Below are 23,409 nucleotides of genomic sequence, written 5' to 3'. Positions count from 1 at the left end.
CTGTTTCTGTCCCCCTTGCGGGGAGAGGTAGGGGTGGGGGTGGTGCAGAAGGAACCGCGGAACCTTGTCCGGCACCACCCCCACCTCCGGCCCTCCCCACAAGGGGGAGGAGAGAAGCGTGGCGGTGCGTGGCCTAGTGCGTGCCGCCGCCAGCGGCCGCCGCGGGCGTGCTTTCCGCGCGCTTGCGCGTGGTGCGCTGCTCGATGCGCTTCTCGCGCGCGCCGACCTCGATGATCCGCTTCACGAAGATGCCTGGCGTGTGGATCGTGTCCGGGTCGATCGCGCCCGGCTGCACGAGGTGCTCCACCTGCGCCACCGTCATCTTGGCGGCGGTCGCCATCATCGGGTTGAAGTTGCGGGCGGTCATCCGGTAGCGGAGGTTGCCCTCGGTGTCGCCGGTATGGGCGTGCACGATGGCGAGGTCCGCGAATAGGCCCCGCTCCATCACGTACTGCTCGCCGTCGAACGCCCGCACCTCCTTGCCCTCGGCGACCTTGGTGCCGACGCCGGTCTTGGTGAAGAAGGCCGGGATGCCGGCGCCGCCCGCGCGGATGCGCTCGGCCAAGGTCCCCTGCGGATTGAACTCGATCTCCAGCTCGCCGCCGAGATATTGCCGGGCGAATTCCTTGTTCTCGCCGACATAGGACGAGATCATCTTGCGCACCTGCCGGGTGTCGAGGAGCTTGCCCAGGCCGACCCCGTCGATGCCGGCATTGTTCGACACGATGGTCAGGCCCTTGACCCCCGACGCGCGCACCGCCTCGATCAGCTCGTCGGGGATGCCGCAGAGGCCGAAGCCGCCGCACATCACCATCATGTCGTCGCGCAGCAATCCGGCCAAAGCCGCGGTGGGATCCGTGTAGACCTTCTTCATCGAACCGTCCTTTTCCCGCCCGGTCTGACCCGGCCGAAATCTTGGGAAGCGCGTTTCCTCGGGCTTGCTGTCCCCGATTCCGCGCCCGAAATCCAGTACCGGTATCCCCGGCCCGCATGGCGTCCGGGGCGATCCGTAACCCGCGTCGCGCTGGGGAGAGCGATGGTGCCGCCCGGGACCCCCGCAGACAAGCCCGGCGGAGCGCGCTATGACGTGACCTCACGAGCAGACCCTACCGGGCCGCGACGGCTTGAGGGGGGCTGGCGCGGCGCCCGGCCTTCGGCCGCAGTTGCGGCTCGCCCATCCGGAGCACGATGTCGCCGCGCCGCCCAATCTTCGCCCTCGCCCTCGCGGGCCTCATCCTCGCGGGCCTCGGCCTGCAGGACTGGCCGGTCGATGGCCGGCGGGCGATGCGTTTCGCGGGCCACGCGCTGGACGATTACGGCCTCGCGCTCACCGCGCAGGGTCCGTCGAGCCTCACCCTCCTGCCCCTTCCGCGCCTCTCCCTCGGCCCCGTCCGCGTCGCCGCCGGGCCAAGCGGGCCGACGCTGGCCGAAGGCGGCCGCCTGACGATCGATCTCGATCCGCTCGGCCTCCTGGCCGGCCGCGCTGAACTGGGCGGTCTCCGGCTCGACGGTGCGCGCCTGTCGCCTGATGCCGCCGCCTGGCGCGCGACGCTGGCGCAATTCGGCCGCCGGATGCGCGCGGGCGCGACGCAGCGGCCCCGATGGCTGACCGTGACCGGTGCCCGCATCGCCGAGGGCGACGAGGCCCGGGACATCGACATCGACCTCAACTGGCCGTTCTGGAGCGCCTCGGCCGAGGCCCATGCGAGCCTGACATGGCGGGGCGTGCCCGCGCGGATCGCCCTGACCCATCTGCGGCCGGCCGACATCGCGCAGGGGCAGCTCAGCCCGTTCACGGCTTCGGTGACATGGCCGGATGGCAGCCTGGCGGCCGACGGGACGGCAAGCCCTCCGCCGGAGGGACGTGCCGTGCCGGCTTTGGCGGGACATGCGCGGTTCGAGAGCCGATCGCTACCTAAAACCCTGGCCTGGCTCGGCCGCGCCGCGCCGCTCGCAGCCCTTGCCGGGGCCTTCTTCGTCGACGGACGTTTCGAGACCGCGGACCGATCCCTGTCGTGGCCGAGCCTGCGCGTCGGGCTCGGCGACGACGTGCTGGAAGGCGCGGGCGCCGTGGCCCTCGGGCCGGAGACTGCACCGCGCCTCTCGGTCCAGGCGACGCTCGCGGCCGAGACGCTTAACCTGGCGCCGCTGATCGGCGACCTGATCAAGCTGTTCGACTCGGAGGCGACGCCCCTGGCCCTGGCGCCGCTGACCAAGGGCGATCTCGACCTGCGCCTGTCGGCGGCCGAGAGCCGGGTCGGACCGGTTCAGGTCCAGGATCTGGCCGCCAGCATCCTGGTGCGCGACGCCGCGATGGAAGTCGCGGTGAACCGGGCGCGCCTCCAAGACGGCACGCTCAAGGGGCGCCTCACCCTGGCGAGCGGTGCGGACCCGGCCGAGACCGAGATGCGGATGCAGGGCAGCCTGGATCGGGTCGATTTCGGGACCCTGCTGGGCGAGATCGGCAGCGGACGCTGGATCAGCGGGCCCCTGCAAGGCCAGTTCACCCTGGAGGGCAGCGCCCGCGACAGCGCCGGCCTGCTCGCCCATCTCGGCGGTCGTGCCACGCTGACGGTCGACGGGGGCGCGATCTCGGGCCTCGACCTGGCCGAACTCGTCCACCGCAACGGCGTCGTCCCCGCCGGGGCGCTCGCGCGTCGGAACGGCCGGACTGCCTTCGAGCGCGCCGCGATCACGCTGCGCTTTTCCGACGGGATCGGCGAGTTCGCCGAATCCGGCTTGCGCGGGCCGAGCGTCGGAGCCAGCCTGCAGGGCCAGGTCTCGCTGCCGGGGCGGCGGATCGAGGCCCGCGGCGACCTGGCGCTGCGCGCTACGGCCGACCCGTCCCGCACGCTCCTGTTCGAGGTCTCGGGGCCCTGGGACGCGCTGACCGCGCAGGTCGTCCCTCAGGGCGAGGCGATGCTGCCCGATCCCTTCAAGTTTCCCGCTGCCCTCGGCCTGAGCGGCAGCGCCCGGGCCTATGCGCCCTGATGCGGGTGAAGGCGCCCGCACCCGTCCGACTTCGGCTCCGGCTTCAAACCCCTCCGTGACTCCCATGCGCCGCCTGCACGTCGAGGAACCCGTCACCCGCGCCGGGCCGTTGTCCCGCCAGCTCGCGGTGTTCGCCCTCATCGCCACGGGGCTCGCCCTGATCGTGGTGCGCGACCCGCGCGCCGATACCGACGCGGCGCTGGCCGCCCTCGCGGCCGGGCTCTGCGTCGCATTAGCCGCGGCGGTCGCGGCGGTGTTCGCGTTCGTGCATGTCTGGCGCGAGGGCGCGCGCGGTCTGGGGGCTGCGCTGGCCGGATTGCTCCTGGCGCTCCTGCTGCTGGGCTACCCGGCCTATCTGGGCCTGCGTGGCCTGCGCCTCCCGGTGCTCTCGGACATCACCACGGATATCGACAACCCGCCGGCCTTCTCGCGCACGCGCGCCGCCTTCACGGCCAGGGGCGGGCGCTACCCGGCCGATCCCGGTCCCGCGATCCGCGAGCGCCAGCGCGGCGCCTATCCGCAGATCGCCCCGCTGACCCTCGATATCGGCGCCGACGAAGCGTTCGAACTGGCCCGCAAGGCGGCGCTCAACCGGCATTGGCAGATCGTCGAGGCGATCCGTCCGGGGGGGCGGACCGGCAACGGCCGGATCGAAGCTGTCGCCCGCGGCCTCGTCCTGAACCTGCCCGACGACGTGACCGTGCGGATCCGGCCCCGGGCCGACGGCGCCCGGATCGATGTCCGCTCGGCCTCGCGGCTCGGCGGCCGCGACTTCGGCAGCAACGCCGACCGCATCCGCGCCTATCTCGACGACGTCGCCAACCTGGCGTTGGCCGTGAAGTAGCCGGCGCGCCCGTCAGGCGGGCGCGTAGGTGCTGTCCAGGCGCGGTGGCCCGTCGCAGGCCACGAGCCCGCGCCCGACGAGATCCTCCAGATGGGCGAAGACCGAAAGAGCGGCGGCGCCGTGCAGCCGTGGGTCGAGCCCCTGGTAGATCGCGGCCACGACTTCTCGGATGCGCGTATCCCCGGCGGCCAGCCTGGCGCGGATCGCTGCTTCGCGTTGACGGCGATGACCGACGAGGCACCGCACGAGGCGCGCCGGCTCGCGCACCGGACCCCCATGCCCCGGCCAAAAGATGGTCTCGCGGCGCCCGCGCAGCTTTTCCAGCGAGGCCATGTAGGCGCGCATCTCCCCGTCCGGGGGCGCGACGATGGTGGTGTTCCAGGCCATCACGTGATCGCCCGAGAACAGAGCCTCCGCTTCCGGCAGCGCGAAGGCGAGGTGGTTCATGGTGTGGCCGGGGGTCTCCACCGCCACCAGGGTCCAGCCCGGCCCGGAGACCGCATCCCCCTCCGCCAGCACGCGCTCGGGGGCGTGGGCCTTGTCGGAACTGGCATCGAGCACCGGCGTCTCGCCTTCCGCCAGGGCGCGGGCGGCCCGATGCGGGCCGCAGCCGATGATCGGCGCGCCGGTCCGGGCCGCGAGGAGCCGCGCCCCGGGGGAATGATCCCGATGGGTATGGGTGACCACGATGGCCGCGACCTGCTCGTTGCCGAGATCGGTCAGCAGCGCCGCGATATGGCTCGGATCGTCAGGGCCCGGGTCGATGATCGCGACGCGCCCGTTGCCGACGATGTAGGTGCAGGTGCCGGTGGCCGTGAACGGGCCGCCATTCGGAGCGATTCGCCTCCGGATCAGCGGAGCCACGCGCTCCGTGCGTCCGCTCTCCGGCAGTGACCGATCGAAGGTCGGCCCGCTCTCGTCTTCGTCCGCCATCGCCACCCCGTCCATTCCCGGCGGCGGTTCTAAAGCCGCGCCCGCTCGCGGTGCAATCGGGCGCGATTGTCGGGTTGGCTCCCTGAAGGTGACGATCTCGGAATCGCGGGTCGCAGTTCAGTCACCCACGGCGGTTCGGGCTACGCGATCTGGCGCCCCGCCTTCGCCGAGCCGCCGCTCAGCCCGCGCGGTGGGACCGGCCGGCCCGTACGCGGACGGGCACCGGGACGGGGGCCGGAATCACCCCGAGACCGAGGGCGGCGGCACGCACCGCTTCGGCAGCCCCGTCGACGATCTCCGTCACGCGCGCCGCCAGAGCGGCGGCCTTGGATCGAACGGCTCTTTTTGCAGCTTGCAGCATCGCGGATCCTAGCTCGGACCTAATGACCTATCTTCGAACGCTACCGTCTGGCTCCCGTTCCGTCACGCATCGTCGCGGGGGCGATCCACCAGCGAGACGAATCAGACGCCGGTTGTCAAGTGTGCGGAACCGAAGCGAAACCGTGGCGTTTTCGAGTCCAGAACGACGCGGCCGCCCGCGCCGGTACTTTTAAAGGATACGTGCAATGCTCGGTTGGGCCGTAACTTTTCTCGTCGTCGCTCTGGTCGCCGCTCTGCTCGGCTTCGGTGGTATTGCCGGAACCGCGATGGAGGCTGCCAAGCTGGTGTTCTTCGTCGCGATCGTCCTGTTCGCGATCTCCGCGGTGGTCGGCCTGATGCGCGGCCGTTCGCCAACTCTGTAACGCGGCGGTAGCAACTGGCGCTGGCGCCGGGCTGACGCGCGAATTGCAAAGAGCCGCCGTCATCGACGGCGGCTCCTCTATGTTCAGAAATTGGGTCCAGGAATTCTGCGACTGCCGTTACCGCAGTCCCGTCGTAGACCCTCAGGCCTTCTCGCGGTCGCCGCTATCGAGCTTCGCGATGAGTTCGGCGAAGCGATCCGGCACCGGCTGCTGAGCCACGGTGTCGTACATCGCCCGCAACTGGGCAGCGAGGCGGTTGCGGGTATGGTCGCTCAGGCCGCTCCCGGTGGCGGGCCGATCGCCCTGGGCCGAGGCGGTGTTCGGCGAATCGCCGGATGCGCCCCTTGCGGTACGGGCGGGGCGATCTGCGGCAATCCCGGCATGCGAATCTCCTGTGCGGAGGTCCGCATCCTTGCCCTGGTCCGCCATTCACAGGCCCCTTGTTGCCGAAGTCCGTTGGGCCGCATTGTACTGCGGCTCGACATACGCCATGGCTGCGGCTGCAACGCCCGCCCGCCGGATCGGTTCCGCTGGGGGCGGAACGGAGTGCGGGCCGCCGCGTTGGGCGGTAGGCTGCGCAGGATACAAGCCGGCCCCGGCACGACCTCGGTCGAGGACCGAGGCATCGTGGCCGGGCAACACGGCGAGGCACAGGGGATCGAATGTCGACATCGCAACTCGTGGTACAGCACCTGCCGTACCTGCGCCGCTACGCGCGGGCGCTCACGGGGAGCCAAGTGGCGGGCGACGCCTATGTCGCCGCCACCCTGGAAACCCTCGTCAACGAGCCGGATACGCTCGGCCGCAGTACCAACATCAAGGCCGATCTGTTCCGGGTGTTCACCCGGATCTGGAATTCCCTGTCGGTGAACGGGCGCAGCGAGCAGGTCCAGCACGATTTGCCCGCCGAGGTCCGCCTCGGCCAGATCACCCCGCTGCCGCGCCAGGCGTTCCTGCTCTCTTGCCTCGAGGGCTTTTCGGAAGAGGACGCCGCGATCATCCTGGCCGTGGACGTCTCCGAGGTCCGCGACCTGGTGGACGAGGCCGGCCGCGAACTCGCCGCCGACATGGCCACCGAGATCCTCATCATCGAGGACGAGCCGCTGATCGCCATGGATCTCGAGGCTCTGGTCGAGGGGCTCGGCCACAACGTCATCGGCGTCGCCCGCACCCGCACCGAGGCGATCAAGATCGCCGGCGAGGGCAAGCGCCCGGGCCTGATCCTGGCCGACATCCAGCTGGCCGACGGATCCTCGGGGCTCGACGCGGTGAACGACCTGCTGAAGACCTTCGAGGTCCCGGTGATCTTCATCACCGCGTATCCGGAGCGCTTCCTCACCGGCGAGCGCCCCGAGCCGGCCTTCCTCATCGCCAAGCCGTTCCAGCCGGCGAACGTCTCGGCCGTGATCAGCCAGGCGCTGTTCTTCCAGCAGACGGCGCGTCGCCGAGAAGCCAAGACCGCCTGACCACGATGGCGTGAGCTTGCAAGGCTGGAGCTCTCTAACGCTCCGGTCCAGCTTTGCCGTCTGACTAAAAAAACCCCGGCGTGAGCCGGGGTTTTTCGTTGCGCGAACGATCGACCGGACGCGCGCAAAAAAACGGGCCGGAGATGCCTCCAGCCCGTCAAAAAGGTTCCGGCCGATGCACAAGGGGAATGCGGGGAGGACCAGGTGGCCGGGTCTCGATGAAACGAGCGCCGGCCCGGGAGGTTCCTGAAAATGCGCTTTTTGAGCGAGAGTGGCTTTTTGAGCACAGGGGATGGCTGTGGATGACCGGGGTGCGCCGCCGCACCAACAGCTGGGCCGTTGACGAATACTCAATGATCACAGCGATGGGACAGTTGTGGAACCGGCGATTGCAGGCCGCGTTATCAAAACATCCTGTCAAGCTCTCATGGTGAGGTCGGGGCAATGCTGCGGTCTGGTTTCATTCTGGGCGTGAGTGCTCCCGCGGCTCTTCTCACCATGCTGGTTCAGCCTGTGGTGCGCGAGACAGCCGACCATTGGTCGCCTCCGGTCATCTCCGCGGCCGCGTTCATGCCGACGCCGCTTCCGGGCATGCGTCCGGTGTCGCTGGCCCTGAACCCGACCCGCGTCGCCGGTGTTCAGCGCACGGAGAGCCGTTCGGGCCCGGTCGCCGAGGAAGGGCCGGAACTCGGCATCCGGCCGATCCTCAAGCAGCCGCCGCAGCCGCGCCGCATGGTCCGCGAAGGCTGCGAGACCGCGCTCAGCTCCCTGGTCGGCCCCGAGGCGCGGCGCATGACCCCGGGGCGCTGTATCTCCTGATCGCAAAATCCGGTTCCAGTCACATCAAAAGGCCCCGCCGTATCGGCGGGGCCTTTTGGTTTGGGCCGGGGTCTGAAAACAAAGACGGCGCCGGTCTGAAGACACGGCGCCGTTACGCGACTCGATCGTGGCGGTGGGTCACTCGGCGCGGCCGGTCCCCGTGGATTGGCCACCCTTGCGCCCGGCGGACGAGGCCAGTTCGCGATCCTGCGAGAAGGAGCGCTTCTCGGCCGGCACGCTGCGTCCGCCCTTGCTGGCGATCTCGCGCTGCCGCGACAGGTCCATCGAGGCAAAGCCCCGCTTCGAGGTTGAATTCCCGGATGCCATCAGTTCCTCCTCAGGCTTCGCTTCACCCCGCAACAACCTTCAGCAATAACCAAGGTTCCTGTGACGAGACCTCGCCAAGTTCGGCAAAGCTAAGCTTGGCAGCAACCGCCGACTGTGTGCGGCGTTGAACCGGGATCGACCTGCGCACACTTCCAGGGACGCCCGATGCGGGCCGGCAGACGGTCCGCCGGTCTCGGTCTGCCCTTTCCTGCAAGCCATGACGCAGGCTTATGAAAAGGGTTTTCGGTGATGACGAACCGCAACATGGTCAAGGTCGGGCCCGGATCGGGACCGGCCGTCGAGCCGAACACACCGCCGCTGCCGCCGATGCCCGCTCCCGAGGGATCGCCGACGCCGACGACCCGCGAGGAGCCGGTCGACTCGCCGCACCTCAATGCCAGCCTGAAGCGGCCGGCGCCCGGTCCGGGTGAGCAGGGCCTGTCGACGAAGCGCTGAAGCGGTTCGCCGTCAATGGGTTCGCAGGCGCGTCCGGCGGATCAGGACGAGGATCAGCAGGGCGATACTCAGGATCGTAGCGATCGCGGCGACCGTCAGGATCCGTTCGATCAGGGGCGTGTAGAGGCCGCGTGCGGCATCGTAGCCGTAGCAGAGCAGGGCGAGACGATCGACCAAGCCGCCGACCTGGCCCTCGCCGGCCTCCGTGAGGGCGAGGCGGAGGTCGCGACCGGTCATCGCCAGGGGTGAAAGCACCCGGGCGACCCGGCCGTCGCCGGTGAGCAGCATGGCGGCGGCGGGGTGGGCGAAGCTGTCCGTGCCGGCATCGTAGACCGCATTGTAGCCCAGGGCGGCGGTGAGCCTGGCCAGCGCCGCATCCGAGACGATCAGGGGCCGTATGCCGGCCGCGCGGTCTCCGAGCGTCTCGTCGAGCATGCGACGCGCGGACGCGGCATCGTCCCGCGGGTCGATCCCGACCAGCACCCATGCGTAGTCGTCCGCGGAGAGGCCGGTCGCCGCCAGCGCATCCGCCGCCATCGACAGCATGGGATCGCAGACGTTGCCGCAGGTGTAATCCACGGGCAGCAGCAGGACGGCGCGTCCCCCGAGCGCCTGCCCCAGCGTGCTCGCCTGTTCGGTCCGCGCGTCCGTGACCGCCAGATCCAGAGGCACCCGGGCGCCGGGCAGGGGAGCCGCCGCGACGCGGGCGAGGTCGGCCTGGACCAGACGCGCCCGGGCCGGTCCCGCGCTCGGCAGAAGCCCGCACAGGATCGTCAGAATCCCGGCGATCAGGTGCCGGACCACGCGGGCTGTGTCGGGGGTGGGACTGGACAAGGGCTTGATGAACCGCATGGATGTATGGGCCAGTCCGGCCATCTGAATACCATCCATGCCCGTGAGGGCGTGAAACCCCTCGCGGAGCCCGCGAATGACCCTCGATACCGAGGTATCCTCCTTAAGGCAGGTCCCGCTGTTCCGCGAGGTGGAACCGGCGCGCCTGAAGCTCCTGGCCTTCACGAGCGAGCGCGTGCATTTCGAGCCGGGGCAGCGCTTCTTCGCCCGGGGCGACGTGGCCGATGCCGCCTACGTGATCCTCAAGGGCAGCGCCGAGGTGAGCATCGACGGGCCGGCCGGCCCGATCCGGCTCGCGCTGCTCGGGCAGGATGCTCTGGTCGGCGAGATGGGCATCCTGGCCGATCAGCCTCGCTCGGCCACCGTGACCGCGGAATCGGCCGTGACGGCGCTCCGCATCGATCGCGGCGTGTTCTTGGAGCTGCTGGCACAGTTTCCCCAGATCAGCATCGCGCTGATGCGGGTTCTGGCGCTGCGGCTGGAGCAGACCAACCAGGCGCTCGCCGAGAGCCGGGGCTGACTTCACCCGGTCAGGTAGGTGATGAATTCCAAGAGCGAGCCATCCGGATCGCGGAAATAGACGCTGACGCCCGCTCCCGCGGCGCCGTGCCGCTCGACCGGGCCCAGTTCTACCGGCACGCCGACGGCTTCGAGATGCGCCATCGCGTCCTCGATCGTGCCGGACCAGCGAAAGCACAGGTCGCTGTTACCGGGCAGCACGGGCTGCGCCGCAACCGGTTCCGCCGTCACGCCGGGGCCGTGGCAATTGAGCTGCACCCCGCCGAACCGGTAGGCGAAGCCGTTCCCGCGCGCGATCACCTCGGCACCAACCACGTCCTGATAGAAGGCGTTGGACCGCGCCCAGTCGGTGACGTGGATGACGCAATGGTCGAGGTGGATCGCCGGACGCAGCGGCACTTCGGGGACGACCGCCGCGTCGATCGGAAGCGTCTCGGTCTCGGCCATGATTCACCTCCGCAAACGCTGCACGGGTTCTGGGTCTCGGATGTTGAATTAGGGCGCAACCGTGGCCGCGGTACCGGGCGCCCGTGCACCGCTGCGGCGCAAAAGCTACATCGTCATCGGCGGGGAGACGGTAGGCATGGGGTCCAGGACCGTATCCCGCATGTCAGGACCCATGATTGCAACACCCCCAGCGGCCTGGAGCCGAATTCGCCGCCTTCTGCTCTCGCGAATTCTGCTCGCCGTGGTGGCGATCGCGCCGCTGGCCGCCTGCCAGACGCGCCCGTCCCAGCTCGCGCAGGACGATGAATCGGCTTGGTACATCGGCACGAAGGCCGACAAGCCCTACGACATTCCGCTGGTCGATACCGCGCGGCTCGATCCGAAATATCGCCGCCAGCAGGTCAGCTACAACGGCCCGGAGAAGCCCGGGACGATCCTGGTCGATATCGACAAGCGCCAGCTCGTCCTGGTCCAGACGGACGGCACCGCGATGCAGTACGGCGTCGGCGTCGGCAAGGCCGGCTTCTCCTGGAAGGGCGAGGCGCGGGTCGGCCGCAAGGGCGTGTGGCCGGATTGGAGCCCGACCGTCACGATGGTCTCGCTGAACCCGGACCTGCCACGCACCCGCAAGGGCGGCCTCGACAATCCGCTCGGCGCCCGCGCCCTCTACCTGTACCAGGGCAATCGCGACATCCTGTTCCGGATCCACGGCACCAACGAGCCCTGGAGCATCGGCGAGCAGATGTCGTCGGGCTGCGTCCGGATGCTCAACGAGGACATCGCCGACCTCTACGAGCGCGTGCCGGTGGGCGCCCGGGTGCTGGTGAAGCGCAGCGGCAAGTATCGGACCTGAATCCCAATCCCGGAGAGGCCGATCGGGTCCCGGCCTCGTCCGGGGGCGCGGTCACGCCGCCTTGTCGTGGCCCTCGGTGAATTCCCGCCACAGCAGGACCAGGGCCGCCATCACGGCCGGGCCGACGAACAGCCCGAGCAGGCCGAAGGTCTCGACGCCGCCGAGGATGCCGAGCAGCACCCACAGGAACGGCAGCTTCGTCGTGCCCCCGATCAGCGCCGGCCGGACGAAGTGGTCCGCCGCGAAGGTGACGACGAGGCCGGCCACCGCCACTACGAGCGCCGCCTTCGCCGAGCCCGCCGCGACCAGGAGCAGCGCCGCGACCGCGATGGCGATGGCCGCGCCGAACGGGATCATGGCGGCCACCGCCGTGAAGGCGCCGAGCAGCACCGGATGCGGCACGCCGGCGAAATAGTAGACGACGCCCAGGATGAAGCCCTCGCCGAGGCCGACCAGCACGAGGCCGTCGACGGTGCCGTGCACCGAGGCCACCATCTGCCGCGCGATGCGCTCGCCCCTCGGGCCGAACAACCGGTCGCAGGCGATTCGGGCCTGCTCCGTCACCGTCCGCCAGTCGCGGAACAGGAAGAACAGCGCGACCAGGCTGAAGCCGAACAGCACGATCCGGTGCATCACCTCGCGCCCGAAATTCCGCGAGGCGCCGATCACGGAGTTGTTCTCGAACCGGTGCATCAGGTCCGAGCCGGCCTGAGCGTGCCCGAGATTCTCGTTCCACCAGGCGGTGGCCTGGGCGGCGCCGTAGGGCAGGTGCTGGAGGAAGTCCGGGGCTGGGATTCCGTTCGCTTCGGCGTTGCGCGCGAACTCGGCGACGTCGTGGGCCTCGCGCGCCGCCTGCACGCCCAGGATCGCCAGCGGCGCGAGGAACACCAGCGCCACCGCGGCGGTCATCAGCATCGGCAGCAGCAGGTTGTGCCGGCCCGGCGGGAAGCGCCGCTCCAGGCGGGCGTAGAGCGGCCACAGTGCGATCGCCAGCACCACCGCCCAGGCCAGGGCCGGCAGAAAGCCGTGCAGGATCCACAGCCCGAGCGCGGACAGCGCCAGGACCAGCATGACCCGGGCCGCCCCCTGCGAGCGTGCCCGCTCCGGCGGGGGCGGGGGGGCGGCATGCGCGGGGACCGCGACGGGTTGGGCCGTGGGTAACATCGGTTTCGTCTCCTGAGCGCCGCGTGAGGGATCCCGCGCGGATCAGCCGAACGCTTCGCGGGGCGGCGCGCGGTCCCTGCGCCCGTTTCGACGGACGACCCGGGACCAGCGCTGCAACGCACCGGGAACCGTTACGGTTGCCGCCCCCGACCCCCTCGTGTAGAGGTCGCGGCCGTCCGACCGGCCCTCGTGCGAGCGGCCGGTATGCGTATTGGTGGCCGCGCGGCGCGTGAGCGCCGGGTCGCCCGGTGTCGAGGGGGGCTCCCCGCCCGACCGATCCGGAAATCGAACAGCCCGCGAGAAGACATGTCCGACGAGCCCGCCCACGGCAGCGCCACCTTCGAGCGCGTGGCCGACATCATAGCCGAGACCGCCGACATCCCCCGGGACAAGATCACCCCGGAGAGTCACGCCATCGACGATCTCGGCATCGACAGCCTGGCCTTCCTCGACATCGCCTTCGCCGTCGACAAGGCCTTCGGAATCAAGCTGCCGCTCGAGCGCTGGACCCAGGAAGTCAACGAGGGCAAGGTCCCGGCGGAGCAATATTTCGTGCTCAAGAACCTGTGCGCGCGCATCGACGCCCTGGTGGCCGAGAAGGCCGCCAAGGTCTGACGCCCCAGAGCCCGACACCACCGCCATGCGCCTCGAATATTTCGAGATGATCGATTTGGTGCGGCACCTCGACCGGGCCGCCGGCCGGATCGAGGCGCTCGCCCGGGTTCCGCTGGAGAGCCCCGTGTTCGAGGGGCACTTCCCCGGCCATCCGCTGGTGCCCGGCGTGCTCCTGACCGAGACGATGGCGCAGGCCTCGGGCTACCTCGTGCTCGCCCATCTCGACTTCACCCGGATGCCGTTCCTCACCGGGGTGGACAAGGCCCGGTTCCGGTCCTTCGTCGGGCCCGGCGCCGAACTGGTCGTGACGGCCACGCTGGAGCATGACGGCTCGGGCTACGCCGTGACCAAGGCCGCCATCAGCCATGCCGGCAAGGCGCTCTGCGACGCGGAGCTGCGCTTCCGGACCATGCCGTTCCCGGACGGGCTCGATACGCCGATGCGCGCGCGGGCGCGGGCGATCGGCCTGTTCCCGGACCCGGTGCAGCCATGAGCCGCCCGGTCCTCGTCACCGGCCTCGGCCTCGTCTCCTGCGCCGGCGAAGGGATCGAGGCGCATCTCGCCGCCCTCGAGAGCGGCGTGGCGCCCCGGACCGACACCGAAACCTTCGCGCCCTATTGCGTGCATCCGGCGCCGCCGATCGTCTGGGACGGGCAGATCCCCAAGCGCAGCGACCAGCGCCAGATGGAGGCGTGGCAGCGGCTCGGCGTCTACGCCGCCGGCCTCGCCCTCGAATCCGCGGGTGTCAAGGACGATGCCGCCCTCAAGCAGGCGCTCCATCTCGTGGTGGCGGCCGGCGGCGGCGAGCGCGACTACGCCGTCGACGGCGCGATCCTGACGGGCCTGCGCGACGCGGCCGACCCGGGCGCCTACCTGAACGAGCGGCTGCAGAACGACCTGCGGCCGACGCTGTTCCTGGCTCAGCTCTCGAACCTGCTCGCCGGCAACATCGCCATCGTGCACGGGGTCACGGGGGCCTCGCGCACCTTCATGGGCGAGGAAGCGGCCGGCGTCGATGCGCTTCGGATCGCCCAGGCGCGGGTCGCCTCGGGGCAGATCGACGCGATCCTGGTTGGCGGCTCCTACAGCGCCGAGCGGCCGGACGTGCTGGTGATCCACGCGATGGGCGGCTACCTCGCCGAGGCACCCTACCGCCCAGTGTTCGAGCGGGCCGATGCGGCGTCAGGCTTCATCCTCGGGAGCTGCGCCGCCTTCCTGATGCTGGAATCCGAGGCGCACGCCGCCGCCCGCGGGGCTCGGGCGCTCGCCCGGCTGGACCGGGTGGCGAGCGATCGCACGCGGCGCGCCCCCGGCAGCGTCGCCGCCAGTCTCGGAACGCTCTGGCTGCAGGCTGGCCTCACGGCTCCGGACCGCATCCTGTCCGGAGCCACGGGAGTCGCGCCGATCACCGTGGAGGAGCGGGACGCGGTCGCGCGGCTCGCACCCGATGCGGGTCTTCATGCCCTCGGCGACCTGATCGGGCACGGGCTCGAGGTCGTCGCCCCGCTCGGAGCGGCGCTTGCCGCGGGTCTCGTGGCGGCCGGATCGGCTCGCGAGGTGGCGGTGACGACGGTCGGTCATCGCCGCGGCGAAGGCGTGCTGCGGCTGGTTCCGGCCTGACCCGCGTCCGAAGCTGGGCTCGCGGATCGATGGAGCCGGATTAGCGGCGATTCGGCGACCTTGGCTATCTGTCTGATCGTGCGGATCTTCTGGCGACGGCTCGCGCCTATGTCGGTCGAAAAGATTCTTGTCGCGTTGATCCTGGGTCCGGCCGAAATATTTCTTCGGACTTGCCAATGCGTCGCCGAAGGTCTATCTCCGCTTTATCGGCACGTGTCCGGATATCTTGGACCGTTACGCCTTCGCAGGGCGGTTCTGACTTTCCTATCGCTATCGGTCGATACCGGGGCCCGCTTTTTCGAGCGGGTGCCATTTCTCACTACGCCTGCGAAGATCGAGGAATTCCATGAGCACCGGAACCGTCAAGTGGTTCAACGAGACCAAGGGCTACGGCTTCATCCAGCCGGATGACGGCGGCAAGGACGTGTTCGTGCACGTTTCGGCTGTCGAGCGCGCCGGCCTGCGTGGCCTGAACGAAGGCCAGAAGGTCTCCTACGAGCTGGAAACCGATCGCCGCAGCGGCAAGGAATCCGCTGGCCAGCTCCAGACGGTCTGATTATCAGTCTATCGGCCTTTAGTGGAAGCCGCTCCTGAGGGAGCGGCTTCTTCGCATTGAAACCCGATTTCGGGACGACGGCGGCCCGCCGCGCCCAACTCAGGAGTGTCTGTGAGCTTTCCGAACAAGCAAGGCGTCGTCGATCGACTGGAGGCCGCCGCCAAGGCGCGGTCCGAGATGCTGGCCCGGTTCCGGGCCCGCCCGACTGCCGATGATCCGGTCGTCCTCGCCCGTCAGTCCGCACGCCGCGCCGTGGTTGATGCCCGTGAGGCCCGCGCGGCCGAGCGCGCCGCCCAGCGCCAAGCGGAACTCGAGCGTGCGGCCGCTCAGGCCGAGGCCGAGCGTCAGGCCGAGGCCGAGCGCAAGCTCGCCGAGCAGCTCGCCGCCCAGGAGCGTGCCAAGGCCCTTCAGGCCGAGCAGAAGCTCCAGCGCGACGCGCGCTACCTCGCCCGCAAGGCCAAGGCGGCCAAGAAGCGGTAAGGTCTCGACGCCGACGTGGCAGCCGATCCAGCACACGGGCGCACGAGAATCAAAGACGTCGGGGGCCGGTCCGATCGTGACATGGTCGGCCACCCTCGGGCGCCGCGTTCGAGACCCCGCCACAGGAGCTTGGCATGACCCACAAATTCAAGATCGGCCAGCGCGTCTGCCGGGTGCAGCTCGGACTTCCGGGTGACAAGGGCGGTGGCGAGGTCTTCGAGATCCTGCGGCTCATGCCGGAGGATCAGACCGGCGAGCGCTCCTACCGGATCCGGACGGAAGCCGGCGAACGCGCGATCCGCGAGAGCGAGCTGGTCGCCGTCAACCGCCTCTGATTGGCTCGCGCCTCAGAGCGTCTCGAATATCACCGGGGCGTTGACAGGGTCCCGGTGGCGGGAGCGTTTGCCGGTTACACCTTTCCGAAGGTGCGGATGAGCACCGAACGTCGCAGATTGTCGGCCAGCGCCGCAGCGACGGGACTGATTTTAGGTCCCGTCATGACCCCGAAATCGGCATCCGGAAGACGCGGCAGCCCGGCCATCGCCCGCAATCCTGCCGACGAAGCCGCCGCGCGCGTGAGCGGCGCGATCCCGAGCCCCGCCGCCAGTGCGATCGACAAGCCGTCGCGGCTGGCGCTCTCGCAGGCGATGCGCCAACGACGTCCCGCTTGCACGAGCGCCTCGATCGCCACGGCCCGGTAAGGACAGGTATCGGGATAGACCGCTAGCGGCACCGGCTTTGCCGGATCATCGCCAATGCGGAAATTCGGCGCCGCCGCCCAGATTAACGGTTCGGACCACAGGATGTCGCCGCGCGGATCACCACCGCAGCGGCTGCCTAGCACGAGGTCCAAGCCACCGGCCTGAAGGCAGGTCAACAACTCATTGGTCAGACCGATCTTCAGGCTGATCTCGACACCCGGATGCCGGGCACTGAACCGACGTATACATTCGGCGAGCGTTGTGCCGGCCATCTCCTCGCTGGCGCCCACGCAGACGCCGCCGGACAGGGGTCGGCCGGCACCGAGGCTGGCGCGGGCGTCCTGATGGAGCGCGACGATCATCCGGGCATAGCCGACCAGACGGTTGCCGGCCGGCGTGAGGGCGACCGAGCGGGTTGTCCGATCCAGAAGACGCTGCCCGACCTCGGCCTCCAGGCGCCGGATATGTGCGCTCACCGCTGATTGGGTGAGGTTCAAGCGGCTCGCGGCACGCGTGAAGCCTCCGCTATCCGCCACAGCGATCAGACTTCGAAGGAGCGTAGCATCGAGCATCGATCCAGTTCGTAGCACACTGAATTGCGCGCCAAAACATCGTTTCTCACGCAGAGCGGAGTGTTCGATAAAGCTCCGCCAAGACAGATCGGTTCGACACAGCATCGATCAGTCGATCAAGCAAAGATCTGCGGAGATTCAAATATGACAGGCCGCGACTTCTGTGATCGCCGGCTCATCCTGTCGGGATTGCTGGCAGCTGCGTTGCCAACGATCGCCACGGCAGTCGAGCAGAAGCCGACGAACGTCGTTGCGACAGACGGCGAGTACGTCTCCGCAAACGGGATCCAAATTCATTATATCAGGACGAAGACCGAGAAAAACCCGATCATATTTCTTTATGGGTGGCCTGAATATTGTGAAGCGTGGCGTCCCGTCATGGACCGTCTGGCCGGCCATTTCGACTTGATTACCCCGGACCTGCGCAATTTCGGCTGGAGTGACAAGCCAGCCGGCGATCAGCCGGCGGCGGATTGCGGCGCCGATATCCTGGCCGCGGATCTGCGGGCCTTCGCCGATCGCCTCGGCCTCAAGCGGTTCGGAATCGTCTCGCACGACGTCGGCGCATACGTCGCCCAGCGCTTCGCCCGCGACAATCCGGAGCGTGTCGCGGGATTGTTCTTCTTCAACTGCCCGTATGACGGGATCGGCCACCGCTGGGCCGAAGCCCCACATCTGCTTCAGACTTGGTACCAGTATTTCAACCAGCAGCCCTTCGCCGCGGGCCTCGTCGGCGCGTCGCGGGACACTTGCCGGCGCTACATCGGGCATTTCCTCACGGCTTGGTCAGCCGGGAATCCAGCGGCGTTCGAACCGGTTCTGGAGCGTTGGGTCGACAACTTCATGCGGCCCCACAATCTGCAAGGCGGTTTCAACTGGTACATCTCCACCAATGCGGCCCGCCGCGCCGTGATCGAAGAACGTGCGCCAGCGGTTCCGATCATCTCCGCGCCGACGCGGATCTTCTGGGGACGTCTCGATCCCAGCATCAAGGCGGAGTGGACCGACCAGCTGCACCGATTCTTCGCCGACCTGGATCTCGGTTTCTGCGAAGACGGCGGCCATTTCGTCCATTACGAGCGTCCCGATGCCGCTGCCCGTGAGATCCGGGCGTTCTTCGACGGGGCGCGGCCGGTTTGGACCGATAGGACGCCGTGATCATCGGCAGAGCTTGATCGCGCGGCAGTTCGGCGGCTGCCGTCGAGCGCGTGGTCGATTACCCGAACTGTTCCCGGAGGATGCGCTCGTCGAGGCTGTGCCCGGGATCGTGCAGCAGCACGAGCTCGGTGGCACGGTCGAGCGAGGTCTCGACCGTGCAGACCCTGCGGAACTCGGTGTGGTCGGCCACCGCCGCCACCGGGCGGTGGGGGGCGTCGAGCACGTCGATCCGGATCCGGGCGTAATCCGGCAGCAACGCGCCGCGCCAGCGCCGGGGGCGGAAGGCCGAGATCGGGGTCAGCGCCAGCAGCTTTGCGTCGAGCGGGAGGATCGGGCCGCCCACCGAGAGATTGTAGGCGGTCGAGCCCGCGGCCGTGGCGACCAGCACCCCGTCGGCAATCAGCAGGTCCAGCCGCACATGCCCATCCACGGCGATCTTCAGCTTGGCGGTCTGATGGGTCTGGCGCAGCAGGTAGACCTCGTTGATCGCCCGCGCCCGGTGGCTGCGGCCCTCGGTGTCGATCACGTCCATGACCAGGGGATGGATGACGCTGCGCTGGGCGGCTTCCAGGTGCTCCAGGAGGTCGTCGTCCCGGAACTCGTTCATCAGGAAGCCGACCGTGCCCCGGTTCATCCCGTAGATCGGCTTCGGCCGATCCATGAAGCGGTGCAGCACCTGCAGCATGAGCCCGTCGCCGCCGAGCGCGACGACGACATCCGCCGCTTCGGGTGAGACGTGGTCGTAGCGCCGCATGAGGGCGGCGGCGGCTTCGCGGGCGTAGCCGGTGGGGCTCGCCACGAACGCGATCTTCTTGAATGTCGGCATGGCGTCAGGCGATGCCGGGCAGGCGGGTCGGATTCGCGTCGGGGGTCACGTCACGGCTCCAGTCTGATGAGCGAACCGCCCGGTTGACGTCGGTGCCCCGCATGCGTCTGTCTCCTCGGACACATGCGCGATCCCGGAGGCATAGCATGGAGCGTCCGCTCCTCGTCTACACCACCTTTCCCGACGCCGCCTCCGCGCTGAATATCGGCGAGGCCCTGGTCCGCGAGCGACTGATCGCGTGCATCAACGTCCTGCCCGGGATGCTGTCGGTCTACAGCTGGAAGGGCGCGGTGGAACGCGGCGAGGAGGTCGCGGCGATCCTCAAGACCCGGGAGGGCCTGGCCGATGCCCTGTCGGCTTCCCTAAAGGCGCGCCACCCCTACGAGACGCCGATTATTTTGCACCTGCCGGTCGCCGGGGCCGATGCCGACACGGCGGCCTGGATCCTGTCGGAGACGGGAGCCGGCGGGCCGGGGCAGGGCGCGCCTCAGCAGCCCTGATCGATCAGCCCCAGGCGCGGCACCACCGTGTTCCGGCCGATCACCGCCCCCGGGGCGATCACGGCGTTGGCGCCGATCCGGGCGCCGTCGCCGACCAGCGCGCCGAACTTCCGGGTCCCGGTCTCGATGAGACGGTCTGCGAACCGGAGGACGATCGGCCGGTCCGGCGCCTCGTTGCGGTGGTTGGCGATGATCGCGCCGGCTTCGAGATTCACGGTCGTGCCGAGGATGCTGTCGCCGACGAAATTGAAATGCGCGGCCGCTGCGCCCGCGAACAGGAATGCGGATTTCAGCTCCGCGCCGGGGCCGATCGTGCAGTCGGCTTCCAGCCAGCAGCCGCCGCGCAGGTAGGCGCCGGCCGCCACGAGGCAGCCCGGCCCGATGATCGCCGGCGGCTTCACGGTCGCACCCGCTTCCACGATCGCCTGCGCGTGGATCGCGACGCCGTCCGCAACCCGGTAGGTCCCGTCGAGGCCGGTGATCCGTTCGGCGATCAGCGCCGCAGCCCGGGCCGTGATCGCCCAGGGAGCCAGGGCGAGCGCGCCCAGCCAGGAGGTGGAATAGCGCGCGATGAGATCGCGCAGGTCCGGACAATCGTCAGCCATGGTCGATCCAGGACATGCGGCGGGGACGATCCGCGGCGTCGCCGCCGATCCTGTCAGCCCGCGCCCGATGGTGCCAGCCGCCTGTGCCGCGACGACACGTCGAGCTTCGAGTTCATGGGATTGATCGAGCGTCCGACCGCATTGCGAATCGCGTCAAGCCATAACTCAATGAAACTCAGCGAATTTGGGATTTTTGCGGCCTGTATATCTATTGATATAGGCGGTTAATTTGGCATTGGTTGCGGGTACGACTAAGGGTTTGGCGGCGTCGTCTTCGGCGCCGTCACCTTTGGGACGTCGAAACCATGATGTCATTCAAGACCGCCGGCTGCACCGCCTTGGTGTTGCTGGCTTCCGCCGCGAGCGGGACGGGCGTCTTCGCGGCCGGAGGCAAGCCGAGCGAGCCGCTGTTGACCATCGAGGCGGCGCCGTCGGACCCCGCCGGCCTGACCGCGGCCAATCCGCCGGCGCTGCGCTACGGGACCCTCTATGCGGACGCCAAGGGCCAGAGCCACGTCCAGTATTGCGACCTGAAGAACTTCATCTTCAAAAGCTACGCGCCGCCCGCGGCGCCGCAATATGTCGGCTTCCCGCCGGGCGAGGTCGCGTCGATCAAGTACGCGATCCTGCCGGTCGGCTATGTCGGCACCTGGCACACCGCCCCCGGCCCGCAATGGGTGATCACCCTGTCGGGGCGCTGGTCGGTGGAGGCGACGGACGGCTCCGTGCTGGAGCAGGGGCCGGGCGAGGTCGAGTTCAACGCGGATACCGGATCGACCCCGCAAGGGCCGGACGGCCATGTCGGGCACCTCACCCGCCAGGTCGGCGACGTGCCGAATGTCCAGCTGATCGTGTCGCTGAAGCCTCGGACGGGGAAGCGATCGACCGATCCGTGCCAGCCGACCGCGCGGTGATCGCAGGGCTTGCCTGACCTGACATGCGCCATCCGGCGGACACGCTCTGCCGTGCCGTCCGAAAAAAAATTAGGCGCCGCTGACCGGGTAGGTGCGGCCCTTCCAGGTGGCGGCGCCGGCTCGGACGCCGCGCAGCAGCACGTTCCACTGGATCGCCAGCGCCACCACCACCGCGGCCGGGTGGAGCGGGATCGTCGCCAGCGGCGCCCGCACCGCCAGGGTAATCGCCGCCCGGGTCGCGAGCGACAGCGCGGTCGCTGTGGCGGCCAAGATCAGGGCGAGGGGCGGGATCAGGCCGAGCAGGCCGGCCAGCACCAGGAGCGGCGGCAGGATCTGGCCGCAGCCCAGGAGCAGGGTCCAGACCGGAAGGGCGCGGGGCGTGGCCATGCCCTCGTGCGCGTTCTTGGAGAACCCCGCCCAGGCCTCGGCAAAGCCCCGATACATCCGGCAGGTCGCGAGACCCGACCCGGCCACGAGGTCGGTGCGGTGGCCGGCCGCGCGCAGGAGCCGGGGCAGGCGCACGCCGTCATGCAGGAAGGCGCGGATCGCGCCGTGGCCGCCGATCACCGCGTAGGCCGCGCGCTCGAACAGGATGAGCTGCCCGCAAGCCGCGCCCAGAGCGGGGTCGGCGCGGCGGCGCATCAGCGGCACCGGCAGGAAGCCGACGAGCAGAAAGTCGATCATCGGCACGGTGAGCATCTCGCCGAGGGTCTCGGTGCGCTGCCGGGGCACGCCGCTGACCAGGGCCGCGCCGACCTGCCGGGCCCGGGCGGTGAGCGAAGCGGCGCCCTCGGGCGCCAGGCGGACATCCGCGTCGATGAACAGCAGGTGGCGGCCGTTCGCGAGCCCGGCGATGTGGGCGCAGGCGTGGTTCTTTCCGGTCCAGCCCTCGGGAAGCGGCGGCACCGGGGCGACGCGCAGGCGCGGGTCGCCGAGCGCCCGCACGATCTCGGCGGTCCCGTCGGTGGAATGGTCGTCGCCCACGATCACTTCCACGGGCACGGCTACGCTGGAAAGCGCGGCCCGCACGGTGTCAGCGATGTTACCGGCCTCGTTGCGCGCCGGGATCAGGATCGAAACCAGGCCGGGATCCGCCTCCGGGGCCGGCCGGCGCAGGGCGAACAGGTTCACCGCCGCCAGCCCAGCCGGGAGCAGGGCGGTCAGCAGGCAGAGCAGGGCCAGGGCGGTGGGGATCAGGTCGGTCATCGCCCGGGCTGCCCATCGCCGGCCCGATGAGCCGGATCGAAGCGGCGCCCGGCCAGCCGCGCGGCGCCGCGCCGCCAGAGATCGTAGACCCCGCCGACGCCCTTGCGACCCGCGACCAGCGCCCGGAAGCGCTCCGGCTCGCGGCTGATCACGTCGGCGCTCAACCGGTCGAGGGTCGCGGTCAGCTCGGCCTCCAGGCGTGCGAGCCGCGCGGGTCGGGGCAGGGCCGCCAGTTCGACGCCGGGGATTCCGGGCCCGAAGGCCGCGAAGGCCTCGGCGCCGCGCTCATCCCAGAACGCGTATTCCAGGGCCAGCGGCACGAACAGCGCGTCGGGGGCGATCTCGGGGAGCCGGGCCACGCCCGGACGCAGGCCGAGGGGCCGAACCCGGGCATCCACGAAGCGGCCCTGCGCGGTGATCCAGAGGGCCGTGTCGGAGCGCGCCAGGATCGCCCTCGCGGCGGCCAGGAACTGGGCGGCGCCCCGGGGGCTGTCGAGGTCGACCCCAAAGGCGCCGATCCGCTCGAACACCCGATAGCGCGCCAGCATGGCGGCATCGAACGGCGCCCGGTTCTCGCGCTTCGGATAGAGCCGGCCGGACAGCACGATGATCACCGCGGCGTCCCACCAGGCGGGGTGGTTGCAGTAGATCACCAGCGGTCCGGCATGATCCTGGGACGGCGGCAGGCTCCAGTGTGGCGAGCGCAGGGCGTCGAAGTGCCGGTGCACGTAGCGCGCGAACCACGCTTCCATGAAGCGACGGATCAGGGGCGAGACCGCGTGCAGGGGCGCGGGGGGCGGGGAGGGCACTATCCGATCCTCCGCGGATGGCCGGATGCGCCGCGGGTCCGCCCTGCCTTGCGGGTGAGCAAAGTCACGGAAGGGCGTCTTGATCTTCCTAAAATGGGCGAGAAGTCTTCATGTGTTGGACGCGCACGCACCCTCCCCCCTCTGCGGGGGAGGGTGGCCCCCGACGGGGCCCGGCAGAGGGGAGCGCGGGTGGAGGATAGAGCTTCCCCCGTCGTGCCGGTCGCAGCGGTGTCTGCCGCCAGGTTCCCTCCCCCGCCCTCGGCTGACCCCGTGCCCACCCTCCCCCGCAGCGGGGGGCGGGAGAGGCGCCTGAGCAGGGCCTTTGCCGTAATCTGGCAGTGCTCAGTGAAGCCCGTCGCCGCCCCAGCAGAGGGGTACGAGGAGGGGCGGGTGTGGTCAGAGCGGAGGGGTGTGGCGTGCAGCGCGCGTGCGG

Annotated in this window: 29 protein-coding genes; 17 read left to right on the top strand and 12 right to left on the bottom strand. The window is 69.7% G+C overall.

The genetic code is table 11. The annotated features are described in order from the left end of the window. Positions 1–133: 133 nt before the first annotated feature. Complete coding sequence (locus MKL11_RS10235) at positions 134–874, bottom strand: CoA transferase subunit A (protein ID WP_243942810.1); 741 nt, start codon at positions 872–874, stop codon at positions 134–136. 314 nt (positions 875–1,188) lie between these two features. Between MKL11_RS10235 and MKL11_RS10230 the strand changes: the two genes are divergently transcribed. Both MKL11_RS10230 and MKL11_RS10225 read left to right on the top strand, forming a co-directional pair. Further along, on the top strand, positions 1,189–2,991 hold the full coding sequence (locus tag MKL11_RS10230; protein WP_243942808.1) for an AsmA-like C-terminal region-containing protein: 1,803 nt from the start codon (positions 1,189–1,191) through the stop codon (positions 2,989–2,991). A gap of 64 nt (positions 2,992–3,055) precedes the next feature. After that, positions 3,056–3,835, top strand: a complete 780-nt coding sequence (locus tag MKL11_RS10225; RefSeq protein WP_243942806.1) for a DUF1499 domain-containing protein — start codon at positions 3,056–3,058, stop codon at positions 3,833–3,835. A 12-nt stretch (positions 3,836–3,847) separates the two neighbouring features. Here the strand turns inward: MKL11_RS10225 and MKL11_RS10220 are convergent, their stop codons facing one another. After that, positions 3,848–4,768, bottom strand: a complete 921-nt coding sequence (locus tag MKL11_RS10220) for an MBL fold metallo-hydrolase (RefSeq protein ID WP_243942804.1) — start codon at positions 4,766–4,768, stop codon at positions 3,848–3,850. A 566-nt stretch (positions 4,769–5,334) separates the two neighbouring features. Here MKL11_RS10220 and MKL11_RS10215 point away from each other — a divergent pair. Further along, entirely contained in the window at positions 5,335–5,511 is a 177-nt protein-coding gene (locus MKL11_RS10215) for a DUF1328 domain-containing protein (protein WP_007568853.1), read from the top strand. Positions 5,512–5,652: 141 nt separating this feature from the next. Here the strand turns inward: MKL11_RS10215 and MKL11_RS10210 are convergent, their stop codons facing one another. After that, positions 5,653–5,940 carry a NepR family anti-sigma factor gene (locus tag MKL11_RS10210; protein WP_243942802.1) on the bottom strand — a complete coding sequence of 96 codons (288 nt, stop codon included), beginning with the start codon at positions 5,938–5,940 and terminating at the stop codon, positions 5,653–5,655. Between the two features lie 233 nt (positions 5,941–6,173). Here MKL11_RS10210 and MKL11_RS10205 point away from each other — a divergent pair, with 233 nt between their 5' ends. Further along, positions 6,174–6,977, top strand: a complete 804-nt coding sequence (locus tag MKL11_RS10205) for a response regulator (protein ID WP_058194056.1) — start codon at positions 6,174–6,176, stop codon at positions 6,975–6,977. A gap of 498 nt (positions 6,978–7,475) precedes the next feature. Next, on the top strand, positions 7,476–7,796 hold the full coding sequence (locus tag MKL11_RS10200; RefSeq protein ID WP_243942800.1) for a hypothetical protein: 321 nt from the start codon (positions 7,476–7,478) through the stop codon (positions 7,794–7,796). Between the two features lie 138 nt (positions 7,797–7,934). Here MKL11_RS10200 and MKL11_RS10195 read toward each other — a convergent pair whose 3' ends face one another. Further along, positions 7,935–8,123, bottom strand: a complete 189-nt coding sequence (locus tag MKL11_RS10195; protein WP_007568857.1) for a general stress protein — start codon at positions 8,121–8,123, stop codon at positions 7,935–7,937. A 249-nt stretch (positions 8,124–8,372) separates the two neighbouring features. On the opposite strand from MKL11_RS10195, the gene MKL11_RS10190 reads away from it, so the two are divergent. Beyond that, positions 8,373–8,579, top strand: coding sequence for a hypothetical protein (locus tag MKL11_RS10190; RefSeq protein WP_243942798.1), 207 nt, complete (start codon positions 8,373–8,375; stop codon positions 8,577–8,579). Positions 8,580–8,591: 12 nt separating this feature from the next. On the opposite strand, the gene MKL11_RS10185 is transcribed toward MKL11_RS10190, so the two are convergent. Then, complete coding sequence (locus MKL11_RS10185; protein WP_243942796.1) at positions 8,592–9,455, bottom strand: SCO family protein; 864 nt, start codon at positions 9,453–9,455, stop codon at positions 8,592–8,594. Between the two features lie 52 nt (positions 9,456–9,507). Here MKL11_RS10185 and MKL11_RS10180 point away from each other — a divergent pair, with 52 nt between their 5' ends. Beyond that, entirely contained in the window at positions 9,508–9,951 is a 444-nt protein-coding gene (locus MKL11_RS10180) for a cyclic nucleotide-binding domain-containing protein (protein ID WP_058194054.1), read from the top strand. A gap of 2 nt (positions 9,952–9,953) precedes the next feature. Here MKL11_RS10180 and MKL11_RS10175 read toward each other — a convergent pair whose 3' ends face one another. Beyond that, on the bottom strand, positions 9,954–10,397 hold the full coding sequence (locus MKL11_RS10175) for a VOC family protein (protein ID WP_243942794.1): 444 nt from the start codon (positions 10,395–10,397) through the stop codon (positions 9,954–9,956). A gap of 160 nt (positions 10,398–10,557) precedes the next feature. Between MKL11_RS10175 and MKL11_RS10170 the strand changes: the two genes are divergently transcribed. Further along, positions 10,558–11,250, top strand: a complete 693-nt coding sequence (locus MKL11_RS10170) for a L,D-transpeptidase (protein ID WP_409565839.1) — start codon at positions 10,558–10,560, stop codon at positions 11,248–11,250. A 51-nt stretch (positions 11,251–11,301) separates the two neighbouring features. On the opposite strand, the gene MKL11_RS10165 is transcribed toward MKL11_RS10170, so the two are convergent. After that, entirely contained in the window at positions 11,302–12,414 is a 1,113-nt protein-coding gene (locus MKL11_RS10165) for an AI-2E family transporter (RefSeq protein WP_243942790.1), read from the bottom strand. 306 nt (positions 12,415–12,720) lie between these two features. On the opposite strand from MKL11_RS10165, the gene MKL11_RS10160 reads away from it, so the two are divergent. From MKL11_RS10160 to MKL11_RS10135, 6 genes are all read left to right on the top strand, one after another. After that, positions 12,721–13,029 (top strand): acyl carrier protein, encoded by a 309-nt coding sequence (locus MKL11_RS10160; RefSeq protein WP_050734803.1) that lies wholly within the window; start codon positions 12,721–12,723, stop codon positions 13,027–13,029. Positions 13,030–13,054: 25 nt separating this feature from the next. After that, positions 13,055–13,522 carry a 3-hydroxyacyl-ACP dehydratase FabZ family protein gene (locus MKL11_RS10155; protein ID WP_243942788.1) on the top strand — a complete coding sequence of 156 codons (468 nt, stop codon included), beginning with the start codon at positions 13,055–13,057 and terminating at the stop codon, positions 13,520–13,522. Next, on the top strand, positions 13,519–14,649 hold the full coding sequence (locus MKL11_RS10150) for a beta-ketoacyl-ACP synthase (RefSeq protein ID WP_243942786.1): 1,131 nt from the start codon (positions 13,519–13,521) through the stop codon (positions 14,647–14,649). Before MKL11_RS10155 ends, MKL11_RS10150 begins: the two co-directional genes overlap by 4 nt. 346 nt (positions 14,650–14,995) lie before the next feature. Next, on the top strand, positions 14,996–15,205 hold the full coding sequence (locus tag MKL11_RS10145) for a cold-shock protein (protein ID WP_007568877.1): 210 nt from the start codon (positions 14,996–14,998) through the stop codon (positions 15,203–15,205). A gap of 111 nt (positions 15,206–15,316) precedes the next feature. After that, positions 15,317–15,685, top strand: a complete 369-nt coding sequence (locus MKL11_RS10140) for a DUF6481 family protein (protein ID WP_243942784.1) — start codon at positions 15,317–15,319, stop codon at positions 15,683–15,685. A gap of 134 nt (positions 15,686–15,819) precedes the next feature. Continuing rightward, positions 15,820–16,020 carry a hypothetical protein gene (locus MKL11_RS10135; protein WP_147855991.1) on the top strand — a complete coding sequence of 67 codons (201 nt, stop codon included), beginning with the start codon at positions 15,820–15,822 and terminating at the stop codon, positions 16,018–16,020. 74 nt (positions 16,021–16,094) lie between these two features. On the opposite strand, the gene MKL11_RS10130 is transcribed toward MKL11_RS10135, so the two are convergent. After that, positions 16,095–16,958 (bottom strand): LysR substrate-binding domain-containing protein, encoded by an 864-nt coding sequence (locus tag MKL11_RS10130; protein ID WP_279600400.1) that lies wholly within the window; start codon positions 16,956–16,958, stop codon positions 16,095–16,097. A gap of 144 nt (positions 16,959–17,102) precedes the next feature. Here MKL11_RS10130 and MKL11_RS10125 point away from each other — a divergent pair, with 144 nt between their 5' ends. Further along, entirely contained in the window at positions 17,103–18,116 is a 1,014-nt protein-coding gene (locus MKL11_RS10125) for an alpha/beta fold hydrolase (protein ID WP_243942779.1), read from the top strand. A gap of 58 nt (positions 18,117–18,174) precedes the next feature. Here MKL11_RS10125 and MKL11_RS10120 read toward each other — a convergent pair whose 3' ends face one another. Beyond that, positions 18,175–18,942, bottom strand: a complete 768-nt coding sequence (locus tag MKL11_RS10120; protein WP_243942777.1) for an NAD kinase — start codon at positions 18,940–18,942, stop codon at positions 18,175–18,177. Between the two features lie 146 nt (positions 18,943–19,088). Between MKL11_RS10120 and cutA the strand changes: the two genes are divergently transcribed. Continuing rightward, positions 19,089–19,442, top strand: a complete 354-nt coding sequence (gene cutA, locus MKL11_RS10115; RefSeq protein ID WP_243942775.1) for a divalent-cation tolerance protein CutA — start codon at positions 19,089–19,091, stop codon at positions 19,440–19,442. On the opposite strand, the gene MKL11_RS10110 is transcribed toward cutA, so the two are convergent. Beyond that, positions 19,430–20,047, bottom strand: coding sequence for an LpxA family transferase (locus MKL11_RS10110; protein ID WP_243942773.1), 618 nt, complete (start codon positions 20,045–20,047; stop codon positions 19,430–19,432). The two genes, cutA and MKL11_RS10110, sit on opposite strands and share 13 nt — an antisense overlap. Before the next feature lie 305 nt (positions 20,048–20,352). Here MKL11_RS10110 and MKL11_RS10105 point away from each other — a divergent pair, with 305 nt between their 5' ends. Further along, positions 20,353–20,961, top strand: a complete 609-nt coding sequence (locus MKL11_RS10105) for a hypothetical protein (protein WP_243942771.1) — start codon at positions 20,353–20,355, stop codon at positions 20,959–20,961. A gap of 69 nt (positions 20,962–21,030) precedes the next feature. On the opposite strand, the gene MKL11_RS10100 is transcribed toward MKL11_RS10105, so the two are convergent. Beyond that, positions 21,031–22,167, bottom strand: coding sequence for a glycosyltransferase (locus tag MKL11_RS10100; protein ID WP_243942769.1), 1,137 nt, complete (start codon positions 22,165–22,167; stop codon positions 21,031–21,033). Beyond that, the gene (locus MKL11_RS10095) at positions 22,164–22,919 is read right to left on the bottom strand and encodes a lysophospholipid acyltransferase family protein (RefSeq protein WP_243943050.1); all 756 of its coding nucleotides are present in this window, start codon (positions 22,917–22,919) and stop codon (positions 22,164–22,166) included. Before MKL11_RS10095 ends, MKL11_RS10100 begins: the two co-directional genes overlap by 4 nt. Positions 22,920–23,409: the final 490 nt, after the last annotated feature.

It is taken from the genome of Methylobacterium sp. J-077 (genome assembly GCF_022829365.1).
Lineage (GTDB): Bacteria > Pseudomonadota > Alphaproteobacteria > Rhizobiales > Beijerinckiaceae > Methylobacterium.
Note: the sequence above shows the minus strand (reverse complement) of the source record. Positions and strands in the feature narration are given on the sequence as shown.

Bases quoted from the DNA above. Each gene is read 5' to 3' on its own strand.
- MKL11_RS10235 (WP_243942810.1), bottom strand. From the start codon at position 874: ATGAAGAAGGTCTACACGGATCCCACCGCGGCTTTGGCCGGATTGCTG.
- MKL11_RS10230 (WP_243942808.1), top strand. From the start codon at position 1,189: ATGTCGCCGCGCCGCCCAATCTTCGCCCTCGCCCTCGCGGGCCTCATC.
- MKL11_RS10225 (WP_243942806.1), top strand. From the start codon at position 3,056: ATGCGCCGCCTGCACGTCGAGGAACCCGTCACCCGCGCCGGGCCGTTG.
- MKL11_RS10220 (WP_243942804.1), bottom strand. From the start codon at position 4,768: ATGGCGGACGAAGACGAGAGCGGGCCGACCTTCGATCGGTCACTGCCG.
- MKL11_RS10215 (WP_007568853.1), top strand. From the start codon at position 5,335: ATGCTCGGTTGGGCCGTAACTTTTCTCGTCGTCGCTCTGGTCGCCGCT.
- MKL11_RS10210 (WP_243942802.1), bottom strand. From the start codon at position 5,940: ATGGCGGACCAGGGCAAGGATGCGGACCTCCGCACAGGAGATTCGCAT.
- MKL11_RS10205 (WP_058194056.1), top strand. From the start codon at position 6,174: ATGTCGACATCGCAACTCGTGGTACAGCACCTGCCGTACCTGCGCCGC.
- MKL11_RS10200 (WP_243942800.1), top strand. From the start codon at position 7,476: ATGCTGGTTCAGCCTGTGGTGCGCGAGACAGCCGACCATTGGTCGCCT.
- MKL11_RS10195 (WP_007568857.1), bottom strand. From the start codon at position 8,123: ATGGCATCCGGGAATTCAACCTCGAAGCGGGGCTTTGCCTCGATGGAC.
- MKL11_RS10190 (WP_243942798.1), top strand. From the start codon at position 8,373: ATGACGAACCGCAACATGGTCAAGGTCGGGCCCGGATCGGGACCGGCC.
- MKL11_RS10185 (WP_243942796.1), bottom strand. From the start codon at position 9,455: ATGGCCGGACTGGCCCATACATCCATGCGGTTCATCAAGCCCTTGTCC.
- MKL11_RS10180 (WP_058194054.1), top strand. From the start codon at position 9,508: ATGACCCTCGATACCGAGGTATCCTCCTTAAGGCAGGTCCCGCTGTTC.
- MKL11_RS10175 (WP_243942794.1), bottom strand. From the start codon at position 10,397: ATGGCCGAGACCGAGACGCTTCCGATCGACGCGGCGGTCGTCCCCGAA.
- MKL11_RS10170 (WP_409565839.1), top strand. From the start codon at position 10,558: ATGTCAGGACCCATGATTGCAACACCCCCAGCGGCCTGGAGCCGAATT.
- MKL11_RS10165 (WP_243942790.1), bottom strand. From the start codon at position 12,414: ATGTTACCCACGGCCCAACCCGTCGCGGTCCCCGCGCATGCCGCCCCC.
- MKL11_RS10160 (WP_050734803.1), top strand. From the start codon at position 12,721: ATGTCCGACGAGCCCGCCCACGGCAGCGCCACCTTCGAGCGCGTGGCC.
- MKL11_RS10155 (WP_243942788.1), top strand. From the start codon at position 13,055: ATGCGCCTCGAATATTTCGAGATGATCGATTTGGTGCGGCACCTCGAC.
- MKL11_RS10150 (WP_243942786.1), top strand. From the start codon at position 13,519: ATGAGCCGCCCGGTCCTCGTCACCGGCCTCGGCCTCGTCTCCTGCGCC.
- MKL11_RS10145 (WP_007568877.1), top strand. From the start codon at position 14,996: ATGAGCACCGGAACCGTCAAGTGGTTCAACGAGACCAAGGGCTACGGC.
- MKL11_RS10135 (WP_147855991.1), top strand. From the start codon at position 15,820: ATGACCCACAAATTCAAGATCGGCCAGCGCGTCTGCCGGGTGCAGCTC.
- MKL11_RS10130 (WP_279600400.1), bottom strand. From the start codon at position 16,958: ATGCTCGATGCTACGCTCCTTCGAAGTCTGATCGCTGTGGCGGATAGC.
- MKL11_RS10125 (WP_243942779.1), top strand. From the start codon at position 17,103: ATGACAGGCCGCGACTTCTGTGATCGCCGGCTCATCCTGTCGGGATTG.
- MKL11_RS10120 (WP_243942777.1), bottom strand. From the start codon at position 18,942: ATGCCGACATTCAAGAAGATCGCGTTCGTGGCGAGCCCCACCGGCTAC.
- cutA (WP_243942775.1), top strand. From the start codon at position 19,089: ATGGAGCGTCCGCTCCTCGTCTACACCACCTTTCCCGACGCCGCCTCC.
- MKL11_RS10110 (WP_243942773.1), bottom strand. From the start codon at position 20,047: ATGGCTGACGATTGTCCGGACCTGCGCGATCTCATCGCGCGCTATTCC.
- MKL11_RS10105 (WP_243942771.1), top strand. From the start codon at position 20,353: ATGATGTCATTCAAGACCGCCGGCTGCACCGCCTTGGTGTTGCTGGCT.
- MKL11_RS10100 (WP_243942769.1), bottom strand. From the start codon at position 22,167: ATGACCGACCTGATCCCCACCGCCCTGGCCCTGCTCTGCCTGCTGACC.
- MKL11_RS10095 (WP_243943050.1), bottom strand. From the start codon at position 22,919: ATGGAAGCGTGGTTCGCGCGCTACGTGCACCGGCACTTCGACGCCCTG.